Annotated in this window: 10 protein-coding genes; 3 read left to right on the forward strand and 7 right to left on the reverse strand. The window is 35.8% G+C overall.

The window, feature by feature from the left end; all coding sequences use genetic code 11:
• Positions 1-17: 17 nt before the first annotated feature.
• Entirely contained in the window at positions 18-1,010 is a 993-nt protein-coding gene (gene porQ, locus BLS98_RS05145) for a type IX secretion system protein PorQ (protein WP_089734178.1), read from the reverse strand.
• 168 nt (positions 1,011-1,178) lie between these two features.
• Here porQ and pyrH point away from each other — a divergent pair, with 168 nt between their 5' ends.
• On the forward strand, positions 1,179-1,886 hold the full coding sequence (pyrH, locus tag BLS98_RS05150) for a UMP kinase (RefSeq protein ID WP_089734180.1): 708 nt from the start codon (positions 1,179-1,181) through the stop codon (positions 1,884-1,886).
• Between the two features lie 159 nt (positions 1,887-2,045).
• On the opposite strand, the gene BLS98_RS05155 is transcribed toward pyrH, so the two are convergent.
• Both BLS98_RS05155 and BLS98_RS05160 read right to left on the reverse strand, forming a co-directional pair.
• Positions 2,046-2,885 (reverse strand): ETX/MTX2 family pore-forming toxin, encoded by an 840-nt coding sequence (locus tag BLS98_RS05155; protein ID WP_089734181.1) that lies wholly within the window; start codon positions 2,883-2,885, stop codon positions 2,046-2,048.
• Between the two features lie 77 nt (positions 2,886-2,962).
• Positions 2,963-4,306, reverse strand: a complete 1,344-nt coding sequence (locus BLS98_RS05160; RefSeq protein ID WP_089734183.1) for a lipase family protein — start codon at positions 4,304-4,306, stop codon at positions 2,963-2,965.
• Between the two features lie 700 nt (positions 4,307-5,006).
• Between BLS98_RS05160 and frr the strand changes: the two genes are divergently transcribed.
• Both frr and BLS98_RS05170 read left to right on the forward strand, forming a co-directional pair.
• On the forward strand, positions 5,007-5,561 hold the full coding sequence (frr, locus tag BLS98_RS05165; RefSeq protein ID WP_089734185.1) for a ribosome recycling factor: 555 nt from the start codon (positions 5,007-5,009) through the stop codon (positions 5,559-5,561).
• Positions 5,562-5,737: 176 nt separating this feature from the next.
• The gene (locus BLS98_RS05170) at positions 5,738-6,799 is read left to right on the forward strand and encodes a 3-oxoacyl-ACP synthase III family protein (protein ID WP_089734187.1); all 1,062 of its coding nucleotides are present in this window, start codon (positions 5,738-5,740) and stop codon (positions 6,797-6,799) included.
• Between the two features lie 75 nt (positions 6,800-6,874).
• Here BLS98_RS05170 and BLS98_RS05175 read toward each other — a convergent pair whose 3' ends face one another.
• The 4 genes from BLS98_RS05175 to BLS98_RS05190 all read right to left on the reverse strand — a co-directional run bounded on the left by BLS98_RS05175 (position 6,875) and on the right by BLS98_RS05190 (position 12,859).
• Positions 6,875-7,672 (reverse strand): hypothetical protein, encoded by a 798-nt coding sequence (locus BLS98_RS05175; RefSeq protein ID WP_089734189.1) that lies wholly within the window; start codon positions 7,670-7,672, stop codon positions 6,875-6,877.
• Between the two features lie 294 nt (positions 7,673-7,966).
• Positions 7,967-9,424, reverse strand: a complete 1,458-nt coding sequence (locus tag BLS98_RS05180) for an LptF/LptG family permease (RefSeq protein WP_089734191.1) — start codon at positions 9,422-9,424, stop codon at positions 7,967-7,969.
• Positions 9,425-9,532: 108 nt separating this feature from the next.
• A complete protein-coding gene (locus BLS98_RS05185) occupies positions 9,533-10,180 on the reverse strand; it encodes an outer membrane lipoprotein periplasmic chaperone LolA1 (RefSeq protein ID WP_089734193.1) in 648 nt (215 codons plus the stop codon).
• A 66-nt stretch (positions 10,181-10,246) separates the two neighbouring features.
• A complete protein-coding gene (locus tag BLS98_RS05190) occupies positions 10,247-12,859 on the reverse strand; it encodes an FtsK/SpoIIIE family DNA translocase (protein WP_089734195.1) in 2,613 nt (870 codons plus the stop codon).
• Between the last annotated feature and the right edge of the window lie 343 nt (positions 12,860-13,202).

Raw genomic sequence — 13,202 nt, forward strand, 5'->3', positions numbered from 1 at the left:
AGGTATTTAAGATTTTTTTATTCTCCTCTGTGGCCGGAAAGGTCCATAGAAATCCCTATCTGATTGACGTTCGAAGAGTTGTGGTATCTTATGTGAGCATAATCTATACGGAATCTTGAAACTTTAATTCCGAATCCTCCGGAAAGTCCCGAAAAGTTTCTCTGATCTGCTACAGCAAGTTCATTTCCTCTTTTTACATTATATCCCAATCTGATATTAAAGTTTTTTTCAGGGAATAATTCTGCCCCTAAAGAGAAGTGATCTGCAATTTTTCTACCTGCCTTCACTTCCTGACCGTCTTTATTATATTCTGATGAAATATTAAACTGCTGGAGATCGTGTGCCGTAATGGTTATGGCAAGAGGGAAGTTTTTCAATATTCTTGTATATCCTATATCCACTCTGAATGGAAGGTTTTCGCGGGTTCCGTTGAATGACTTCAGCTGGAAACCGAAATTTCTCAATACAAGGGAAAGAACTTCTTTGTTCTTTTTATTATGATACGTAATTCCGGCAGTCCCTGAGATGGCGGAAGAAGTATAGTTGTCTATTTTTGAGGTAACGAAATTTAATCCTCCACCAATCGTCCAGTCTTCTTCAAACTGGTAAGCATATCCAGCTCCGATAGCAACATCTGAAGCCTTATATTCTCCATCCTGAAAACCACTTTCATCGGTTCTCGGGATACTTCCATAGCTCATATACCTCGCATTGATAGTGGCCATGTGACCATTTTCAAAATCTTTAGCATACGCAATGGTTCCGTATTTGGAGTCGGCAAGATAAGCAGTAGCGTTTACAGAAAGCTGTTTATCTGAATCTTTATTTAACAGGGACGGGTTTGCAATAGCAAAGGAAACATCATAATCTCTTATCGAAATTGCATCTCCACCCAAGGCGGCCTGTCTTGCAGATACAGGTACATTTAAGAACGGATACACATTTGTTCCTGTTTGCGCATAAGAAACAATTCCTGATAGAAATAATGAAAAAATGATAATTTTCTTCAACTCAATTTATAATTAATGCAAAAATAATCCTTTTTCGTACTTTTCAAAATATTTCTTACATTATTTCTAATTAAATATTTTTCTTTTATCAATATTTTTAATGATTATATTTGCAAAATCAAATTTTGGGGAAACCCACACTCATAAAAAGCTTATTAAAAATAAAAGATGAAATATAAAAGAATCCTTCTAAAACTTAGTGGTGAGGCCTTAATGGGGAACAGACAGTACGGTATTGACAACGAAAGACTGCAGGAATATGCTGCGGAGATCAAAAAAGTAGTTGAAAGAGGCTGTGAAGTAGCGATCGTCATTGGAGGAGGAAATATTTTCCGTGGTGTTGCAGGGGCTGCTAAAGGAATGGACAGAGTACAGGGAGACTACATGGGAATGTTAGCCACTGTAATCAATGGTATGGCTTTACAAGGTGCATTGGAGGATGCAGGAATCAAGACAAGACTTCAGTCTGCAATTGAAATGGATAAAGTAGCTGAACCTTTCATCAAAAGAAGAGCGGTAAGACACCTTGAAAAAGGTAGAGTAGTGATCTTTGGTGCAGGAACAGGTAACCCTTATTTTACAACTGATACTGCTGCAACCTTGAGAGCAATCGAAATTGGAGCAGATGTTATTCTTAAAGGAACAAGAGTAGACGGAATTTATGACAGCGATCCTGAGAAGAATGCTGATGCGGTAAAATACAACTCATTATCTTTCGACGAAGTATTTGAGAAAAACCTTAAGGTAATGGATATGACTGCATTTACTTTGAGCCACGAGAATAAATTACCTATCATTGTATTCGATATGAATAAAGATGGAAATTTAGTGAAAATTGTGGATGGAGAAAATGTAGGAACTCTGGTTGATTTATAATCAGATATCAGGCAGAACATAGATTAGAAAGTATCAGGTAGGGGGTGAAATATATCTCGCTATTTCTTATCTTTTGCCGGAAATCAGTTTTCTATAAAAAAATAAACCACTTGTCACGGCTGTTAAAGCTATGGCAAGTGGTTTTTATTTGTCATTTATTTATTCTTTACCTGTCATAGCAACTATGGTATTGACATTAGGATTATCAATAAAATCGGAATTTTTTGCCGATGTATCATTGCTGTGTAATGGATATTGAACGGTGTTAACAACAACATTTACACCCTGATTTCCTGTAAACACTCCGCTTGCAGTAGTAGATACTCCGCCGCCTATAATATCATATCCTGAAGTATCTATGATATTATTTGCTATACAATCTGAAAAAACCTGAGTAATTGGAATAAACCACAGCCAGTGACCATTTACTTTATCATTGTTCCAGATCGCTACATACCCGTTTAACATGACAGATACTGTGAAATTGATATTATAACTCTGAGTACCAATTACAATATCTGCTTTTATGGAACTTTGTGGTGGTATGGTTAACATCGTATTTACAGACCAAGACTGGGTATTAGTAACAGTACTTTTTTGTGTTGATGAAAGTGATAGATTAACAGTTACTTTTTGGGTGCTGGATGCTACAGCAGGAACACCCTCAGTTGCTGATATCTCAACGCCGATAGCAAGAGCTTCCGTAATGGACCATTCAAATGATTGGGTGGATGTTTCTGTTTCTATAAGGCTTTGCTGATTGGAAACCTGTGTATTATTGTTATAAATGGTTTCGAAAGCCACATTTGAGCCATTGGTTGGGATTGAATCACCATCATAAACGATGCTTTGAGTGGTGGTGCTTACCTGATACTGATGGTAGTCATCGAGAAAACTTTGGCTTGAATAATCTGTACTTGCGGTAAATCTGCAAGTGGTGCCATGTTGCTGTGAGTACCATTTACCCCAGGCGTCTGTGATTTGTTGTAATGAGTTCATTTTGTATTGGTATTAATTGTATGCTTACTCTATTAGGATTTTCAGCTTCCTCCCTATTATTTTAAAATTTCTGAGCATTATATATCCGCTTCAGTTTCTATTGATTGTTTTTCTGTAAAATGAATATGAGATTTAATCCATTGACTAATCTGACCGATTATTTTTAAAATCAGCTCATCCTCTGTTACTAATTGTATTCCCGGCACATAGTAATTAGTCTTTGGTATAGGCAGCGGCTGCGATAGGATGATTCCGGATATTGCAGGAGTGCTCTTGCTGGCAAGACGGCCATAATACAGATAAGTATGTTGCAGGAATAACTGAGAAATATAATCATGTATAGACTGAGGTGGGAAAGCAATTTTACCTGAAGATCCATAGTGTTGAAGTGTGCCAGGCAATGATTGATTTCTGATCATGGTATAAGGTGCATCGGGTTTCAGGGAATCAATAATTGCAAAGTCTTGGAGTGCATTCAAGATACCGGATGTATAAGGATCAGGCGATTTACCATAAAGGTCTGCTATCAGCTCCATATTAACTTCCTGCCAGGCGTGTGGCACAACATCCAGGTCATTCCAATGCATGGTATTCCAGCTCTGATAATCTCCCGGTTGAGAAACCCAGCCTGATGGCAATGGAGGAAATGTATTGTTAAATCGATTGGCAAAGTTGACCTCACCAGGAGTAGGTCCCGCAGTAGGATACACGAGGGTAATACCGAAAGCTTTCAGTTGTTGCTGTTCTTGCAGATAAAGAGCTAAAGTAGGAGATAAGGCTCCAGCAAGACTATGACCACAAAATATAATTGCTGTTTCAGCATCAGGTTGTAAACCTGCAAGGAACTGCTGAAGAGTAGTGCCGGGAGAGGCTGCTGCTTCAGGACTGATAAGTCCCAGAAGTATACCTATACCTGTGGCAGTTCCTTTTGAAATATATGGATCTTTTTTATTATACTCTGATGTTATGATTTCTGAAGGATTATATGTTGTCCAGTTAACGACCTCTGATACAGCAAAATCTTCTGTCTCCCAGTCATAAAGAGACGCTGGGTTGGTAGCTGCAATGGCTACTACATAGACAGGTAATATTGGGCCTCCCGGAAATGCAACGGCATCACATTGGGCTACATATAATGCGTTGTCTGCAACCCCCGTCGGTTGGCCATATGAATCCTTTTCTTCAACCAATGCAGGCCCCCAGACAAGATTCCAGTTTCCTAGTGTCGGCAGAACGGAAGGGTCAGCAATGGAAGGATTTTGCTGATCTGCTACTGGCGGAACGTTATTGAAGTAAAAGGATAAGTCATACTGAAGCTGCTCTTGCAGCTGACTGCAACTGCCTTTGTAGCCTCCGGCACGGTTGGCAAGACATGCAAGGCCGAAGACTTGTTGATAGGCATCTAAAGATGGATTTGTCATGATTTGGTAATTTAAAATGAGTTTAAAAATGAGATATGGTTGTTTATTTCTGTAGAGTACACTTTGTAGAATACTCCATTTCATAATTGCATACAATCACAATCTGTAGGTAAATGGTTTTCTATACCTGTATTATTCATTTCCAGATTCTGCAATCTGTGATGTTTCTGAATAAAAAAAATTGGTTCAGAAGAATATGGTAAAGTAACAGAGAATAAATGATGGATATAAGCGTGGAAACATCCAAAATATTCTATAGGTATTTGTACCTGTATTTTGCTCACTTAGAATATTAGTGATGATTCACAGATTTTCTGGTACTAAAATTAATTGAAGTAACATCAAACCGTATTTGGTGAGTTGATCAATTTGTACTTTAATTGTTTAGGTGCCAATTCTTTTCTTTTGAATGGAAAAGATAAGTTTTGAGCTGAAGGATCTACTTTATTTCTATCCATCATCACAGGAAACTATGGATAAAATAGACGAAACAAGTAACGATTGAAGCTAAAAAAGACCTATTTCCCCAAAAATAGAGAATATAAGCTTAGTGAAATATCGAAAACAATCATTATTTTTGCACCACTGAATAGTAAAAAATAGTAAAAAACAGCTTGAAAATAGGATGTTTATAAAGTTTAACTATTTGATTTACAGCAGGTATTAATAAATGTGTAATTTATCAAACTATACTATAATAATGGAAGAATTAGATCTAATATTAGAATCTGTAAGACAGGACATGGACGCAGCGGTAAAACACCTTGACCATGCATTTCAAAGAATCAGAGCAGGACGTGCTTCTACATCAATGGTTCAGGATGTAATGGTTGAATATTATGGAGCAATGACTCCCATTAACCAGGTTGCCAATGTTTCTGTTCCAGATGCAATGACTATCTCTATTCAACCTTGGGACAGAACAGCAATCAATGCTATTGAAAAAGCAATTATCAATTCTAATTTAGGTTTTGCACCTTCTAACAATGGGGAGAATATCATCCTTAATGTACCTCCTTTAACAGAGGAAAGAAGAAAAGATTTGGCAAAACAGGCTAAAAGTGAAACTGAGCAAACAAAAATCGTTGTAAGAAACGCAAGACAGGAAGGTTTGAAAGAACTTAAAAAACTGGATGGAGTTTCTGAAGATATTGTAAAAGGTGTGGAAGATGAAATCCAGACGTATACAGACAAGTATGTGAAGCTTTGTGATGAGCATCTTAAGACAAAAGAAGCTGAAATTATGAAAGTATAATTTTCAGTTTTTGAAAATATAAAAAGAGGATTCCAGTGTTGGAGTTCTCTTTTTTGCATAATATTATTCATAAATTAATTAGAATTATCTGTTTGTTATAATATATTGCTAAGTATTATCGTTATATTTATCGGATTATTCCTGAAAGTACTATAGAACAGGATAACAGCATAAAGATGATGACCAGAATTATTGGAGTGGGAAACTATATCCCATCTGAAACAATTACCAATTTATTTTTTGACAAGCATATTTTTCTTAATGAGGAAGGTGTTTTATTAAAAGACAATAATGCCTCTATCACAGAGAAACTAAAAAAAATTACAGGCATTGAAGAAAGAAGATATGCCAAAAGTACACAAGTCACTTCAGATTTGGGACTTAAAGCGGCTCAGGCTGCCATAGAAAATGCAGGAATAGATCCTGAAACATTAGACTATATTATATTCGCCCATAATTTTGGAGATGTTAGGTTTGGAACTATTCAATCTGATATGGTCCCGAGTCTTGCGGCCAGAGTGAAACATTTATTAGGAATACGAAATAATTTCTGTGTTGCATACGATGTTTTATTCGGATGTCCGGGATGGATTGAAGGGATAATACAGGCGAATGCATTTATCAAGGCAGGGATTGCCAAGCGTTGTTTGGTGATTGGAGCTGAAACGCTTTCCCGTGTTGCGGATATTCATGACAGAGATAGTATGATTTATGCAGATGGTGCGGGTGCTGCTGTTCTTGAAATGAATTCAGATGACGACTCTGGAATTAAATCTCATTTATCTGCTTCCTATACTTTTACGGAAAAAGACTATTTATATTTTGGAAAATCTTATAACAATGAACATTGTCCGGATACCAAATATATTAAAATGGATGGAAGGAAAATCTATGAATTTGCCCTTGTGCATGTTCCTGATGCCATGAAAAAATGTCTGGATAGTAGTGGATATTCAATCCATCAATTAAATAAAATCATTATCCATCAGGCTAATGAAAAAATGGATGAAGCCATTGTTAATAGATTTTATCAGCTGTATAATACTCCAACTCCGGAGCATATTATGCCTATGGTTATTCATAAACTGGGGAACAGCAGTGTTGCAACTATTCCTTCTTTACTTGCTATGATTTTAAAGGGTGAGCTGGAAGATCATGAGATCAAAAAGAATGATATTGTTCTATTTGCTTCAGTAGGAGCTGGAATGAATATTAATGCTTTTGTTTATCAATTTTAATCATTCATTAAACAGATCTTTAACGAAAAAAAAGAGACTTCAGATGCTGGAGTCTCTTTTATAATATTCAGTAATTTATTTACAGTTTTCGTTGTAATCCATAATGACTTCTTCTACAATTTCCGGAACGTTTGACATTACATCGTCAATCTGGCTTTTAATCAATCTGCCAAGACCGGATCTTTTCTTTTCATCATTCTTCAGGGAAGCATAAGCGCCGCTGGTCATTTTACCTTTAGCATAGCTGCAGTCTCCAATAATTATTTTGGCTTTGGCAAAAGTAAGTTCTTCAATTTTACCGCTTTTTTTGCTGTAGATATAAGATGGATGTTCCCTCATTCTCTTAGTTTCTGCCTCTGCAGCAGCAATCTGGCTGTTTCCAGCTGAAAAAGTAGTAGGGTAGCCATATAATTTATATACTTTGATCTTTCCATCTGTTACAATTTCAGCGAACTGTGTACTTTTTGTAAGGTTGTTAAAAGCTTTGATATTGCCACTTAAGCCACCTGTTGCAGTACTGAATCCTTCTTTGGTATTGGTGTACTTAATGTTTTCGAAATGTCTTTCATTATTGTTATCATCAACGGCTACATATTCTTTGATGTCATCCGTATCCAGTGTTTTGAACTTCTGTTTCTTTTTAGATTTGTCAATGTCAGAAACGGCAACAAATTTTACTTTCTTCTGATTATCCCATGGAGAAAGGGCATCTCCGTTCAGCCTTACGATTCCTTCGGTTTTTTTACCACTTTTATCGATGATATAGCCATATCTTTCATCTCCTCTTAATGCATAATCCGTATTGTTGTCTTCCTGTGCGTAAGCATTGAAAGAAGCCACTGCAAACAGGCTTAAAGCCAGTACTTTTTTCATGTAGTTATAGTTTTATTTTTTGCAAATATAATCTTTTATTGTTTCTGGGAAAATAGGTATTGAAAGGTTGGAAGTAGGAAATCGGGAGAGGGAAGTTTATGATCGTTTACTAAATGGACGGAGTTTGTTTTTAAGAGAAAGAAACAGCATCTATTTTCAGGATGAATACCCTAATCATAATTTTTCAGGATTACTTTAAATTCTATTTATCCTTATTGATGAAGTGACTAATATTAACTTCCAGCTTTCACAAACAAAAGGCCCCGGATTTTCCGGGCCTTTTGTTTGTGAAAGTTATTGATATCTCTTATGCTCTTTATTTTTTGAGAATCTTTTCGTAATAGGTTTGAACAGAACTTTGTATTTTTCTGCATCAAATAACTGTGAATCTGTAAGCGCTTTATAAGTCATCCACACTCCGAATGGGAATAGAATGAAATTAGGAAGCCATGCTGCTAAATAAGGATTTATTTTACCACTCCAGGACATGTTTTCCACCCCAACATTAATCACATAGAAAATGATGAAGATAACAATTGCTATAATTACAGGAAGTCCCATTCCTCCTTTTCTGATGATAGATCCTAAACTTGCGCCAATCAGAAAGAAAATAAGACAGGTTACCGAATAAGAGATGTATCTCTGCTGATAAATAACAACCTTACTGAAATATTTTACATTGGTACTGAACTCATTCTTTTTAACCTCCAGTGTCGATTTCAGATTTTCAAGTCTGTTGTAGGAACTGTAAATCATTTCAAGCTTTTTATCACTTTTTACAGTATCCATTTTTATCTGTGCTTTTGGTGCTACTTTAGGTTTGTTAGACTGATCCATATAAGCAACTACACTGTTGGTTTGGTTTAAAACATCTGATCCTATACTTTTAAAGAACAATGCATTTTCCTTTTTACTGACAGCAATGGTTGTATTAAGTTCATTATAGGTCTGGAAACGATAATCATCCGTAATCTGTTCTTTTTCGATGGCCTTGTTGATGAGTTCACTAATATCAAAGTGATTCACCAAAGTATCGAACTTAATAGCCTGATCCGGTTGTTTTTTTCTTACATCTTCTCCTCTTCCTGCAAAATTATCTTCAAATACATATCCATTATAAAGGATTAGTTTTAGAAAGTTCTTGTTGGTTGCCGTTACAAATTTTCCTTTTTCAGCCACAACAGACTGCTGGTTTTCATAAGTATTGGCTTTTTTATGAACAAAAACCCCTTCTATATTTTCTCCGTTCTCTCCGTAGATTTTGTCAAATTTCACCATGTATCCTGGGATTTGGTCTATGAATTGTCCGGGAGTAAAGTTGATTGCAGGTTTTGTTTGAGCAATATTAAAAAGCATATTCTTTGCCTTCCTTTGAAAATCCGGAATAATATTATTGGAGAAGAAAAACAGCATGATGGCAAGAATCGTAGTAATTCCTAACAGAGGAGCCATTACTCGGGTAAGGGGAATTCCTGCTGCTTTCATAGCTGCCAGCTCATAACGTTCTCCAAATTCTCCAAATGACATGATACTCGCCAAAAGAATCGTGAGCGGAAGAACCATACTGATAACATTCACCCCAAGGTAAAAAAGAAGTTTCAGGATTTGCCAGTAGCTTAATCCTTTTCCCATAAACTGCCCTAATTGAACCCAGATAATGTTTACAATGAAAATGAAAAACAATACGCTGAATATAAAGAAAAACGGTCCAAAGAAGGTTTTTATAATATATTTGTCTAGTATTTTTAACATGCGCCAAAATTAATCAAAAAGCCGCAAACTTGCGGCTTTTATATTTTGTTATTTTTTTTCTGAAGTGAATTTATCCAAAGGTGAATTTACCTTTTTGATTTTCAACTTTTAAAGTTCTGTAATTACGTAGTTTTTGAACTTATTTTTGTCGAAAACAAACATATTAGGATCCAGATCCTGATTCTCTTTGTACTCTTTAATCGCAATTACTGCAACATCTTTGTTATTTCCGTGCTGTTCCAGTTTTACCATTTGCTTTTTTGCAGAGTCTACAAAAATGTATACGAATTGAATTCCGTTTGCTTTTACCGGAGTAAGCTTAATGAAATCTGTATTTACACCGTTTACTGTTTTCTTACCATTATAAGTTACGTTATATTCGTTTCTGTAAGTAGTAAGATAGTTGATAGGGGAGAACATGGCACTGTTTCCATTAGGTTTTGCTATGGTTACCTCCATATCATCTGCATTAATGTTGTAGATTTTATTCCCATCGAAGATCTGTTCTGTATCCATAATCTTCAATTTGTATTTATCGCCGGCTGTATAATAGATACCAGGCTCTGTTTTGTTAACCTGTCCGTTCAGTCCGCTTCCAAAAGAAAATTTGAAGTAAGAATTCTTTTTAGAATTATAGTTGGCTGTAACATCATCCAATATCTTTTTAGCTTTTGCATCTATTTTCTGAGCATTCGCCATACCTACTGCACCTACAACAAAACTTCCCAATATAACTTTTGAAATAATATTTTTCATTTTTTCTATTTAATAATCTTTAAATAATTTTAAACTTTCAAGGGTAAGGATTTTCTTATTTTCCCTTTAACTACGCAGATCTTCCAAAAACTGTTCCAAAGAATGAAGGTCACTGATGATAACTTCTCTTGCCTTAGCTCCATTGAAGCCTCCTACAATACCACTTGCTTCCAGCTGATCCATAATTCTTCCGGCTCTGTTATATCCTAGTTTCAATTGTCTCTGAAGCATTGAAGTAGATCCCTGCTGTGTGGAAACTATAATTCTTGCAGCATCTTCAAATAATGCATCTTTTTCATTAGGATCAAAAGCACCTACGGAAGAACTGTTTGCATCTTCTGAAACATATTCAGGAAGAAGGAATGCAGATGAATATCCTTTTTGTTCTCCAATGAATTCTGCAAGTCTTTCTACTTCCGGCGTATCTACAAAAGCACACTGAAGTCTTAAGATCTCATTACCGTTGAAATAAAGCATATCTCCTTTACCAATCAGCTGGTCTGCTCCCGGAGAATCAAGGATCGTTCTTGAATCCACACTTGAAATTACTCTAAAGGCAGCTCTTGCCGGGAAGTTGGCTTTAATCATACCAGTAATTACGTTTACGGATGGTCTCTGAGTTGCAACAATTAGGTGGATCCCTACGGCTCTCGCAAGCTGTGCTAATCTGGCAATAGGTAATTCAACTTCTTTTCCTGCAGTCATAATTAAGTCTGCAAACTCGTCTACTACCAATACAATATAAGGAAGGTAACGATGTCCATTTTCAGGATTTAATTTTCTTTCTGTAAATTTCTTGTTGTATTCTTTAAGGTTTTTACAGAAAGCATTCTTAAGAAGGTCATATCTTGTATCCATTTCAATACACAGAGAGTTCAGAGTATTGATTACTTTGTTGGTATCTGTGATGATGGCTTCTTCAGCATCTGGTAATTTTGCTAAATAATGTCTTTCAATTTTTGAATATAGAGAAAGCTCCACTTTTTTAGGGTCAACCATTACGAATTTCAGTTCGCTTGGGTGCTTCTTGTAGAGTAGGGAAGTAAGGATTGCATTAATCCCGACAGACTTACCTTGTCCTGTTGCTCCCGCCATCAGTAAGTGAGGCATTTTTGAAAGATCGGCCATAAAGATCTCGTTGGAAATTGTTTTTCCGAAAACCACCGGAAGATCCATATCCGTATTCTGGAATTTATGAGACGCAATCACAGAACGCATAGAAACCATAGTAGGATTTTTTCTTGGTACTTCAATACCAATGGTTCCTTTTCCTGGCATAGGAGCAATAATTCTAATCCCCAATGCAGAAAGGTTCAATGCGATATCGTCTTGTAGCTTTTTAATGGCAGCAACACGAATTCCTGCTTCTGGTACAATTTCGTATAAAGTAACGGTTGGACCAATGGTTGCTTTAATCTCTGCAATTCCTACGTTGAAATTCTTCAGAAGTCCAACGATTTTATTTTTATTCTCTTCTAATTCTTCTTTGTTGATAGAAATTTCCTCATTACCATAATCTTTTAATAACTCAACAGGAGGCATTTGGAAATTAGCCAGGTCTAATTTATGATCATACAAACCATGTTTTTGAATAAGCTCCTGAGATTTTTTATCAGAATCATCCAAAACATCAATTACTGGTGCTACTTCTACGTTAAACTTAATGTTTTCCTGTGCAGGCACTGGTGCTGCAGGAACTACAGGAGCCGGAGTTGGAACAGGAATAGAAATAGCAGGGTTCATATCAAAAGCATCTTCCGGGCTTGAAACCGGAATTGTTGGTTTTGTAGAAAGATTTAAGCTTACTGGTTGGGCAGCCTGTTGTGGCTCATGATCAAATGAAGTATGGTTAGGAGTAGTGATGGTCTCAATAGTACTTGTTGCCGGAGCTTCAGTGAATCCTTTTGGAGTATTTACTGGTTCCGGTTCTTTAACCTTATTGATGGAGCCATTAGAAGCAGAATTAGTAATGTCACTTACTGAAACATTTGGAGCTACTTCTTTTTCGGTTTCTGTTTCATCAATTTCTTCTTTTAATTCTTCATCAGATTCAAAGTCCTCATCAGAATCAGGCATCATTGATTTTACTTTTCCAATAGTATTTTCATTGATCTTACTTAGTTTCGCCTTGATTGAACTTGGACGAAGATTAAATTCAAGAATGAAATATAAAAGGATACTTGCTGCCAATACAGTCCATAATCCTACAGATCCGATAATGGCATTCAAATAATCCATAATCTGATATCCGTAAACACCTCCAAGAACACCTTGTCCTTTGGTAAGCGCTCCCATAAAAATAGGAAGCCAGCAAATGAAAAACAGAGAATGACCAATTGTTTTCCATGGTTTGAAGGTCTTCTTTTTGAGGATAAGAGTTCCAACGACCAGAAATAAAAATGCTATAATAAATGAGGCTATACCGATGCTTTCAAATATGAAAATATTTCCAAACCAATCTCCGGCCTTTCCAAAGATGTTTGAAGATTTTATACTTTTGTCAAGCATGGTTCCTGCTTGGCTTTGGTCTGACTTCCAGTTCATTAAATAGGATATGAACGATAGGGCGAGAACAGCAGAGAACAGTATAAAGGTAAGCCCGAAAAAAATACGTGGCTTAGATAAAATTCTGCTTGCTTCAGGCGATTCAGTCGGTTTTTTTTGTGTCTTTTTATCCATAAATATCAATGGGACAAATTTAATGTTTTTTCAATACTAAAAAGAATCTTTTTTCTTCAAAAAACATTTTATAGTGCCCGCTTTTTACTACAATTATTTAAAGCTGATTAAATATCTTTTGTGTTACAAATATTGGGTGAAATAAAAATAGGGTTATTTTTTTTGTTTATCCAAATACAGAGCTGTTAAATTCTATTAATTACTCGGTGCTTATTCTCCATATCGTCCTTAAAGGATAAAAAGAATCTATTTGCAGCATATAATATTTGAAAAAAATAATGATTTGAAAAATGTTGATAATATAAAATATAATAATACTTTTTTGTTATTGTATATGCTTTAT

The sequence above is a fragment of the Chryseobacterium jejuense genome (assembly GCF_900100075.1).
Classification (GTDB): Bacteria; Bacteroidota; Bacteroidia; order Flavobacteriales; family Weeksellaceae; genus Chryseobacterium; species Chryseobacterium jejuense.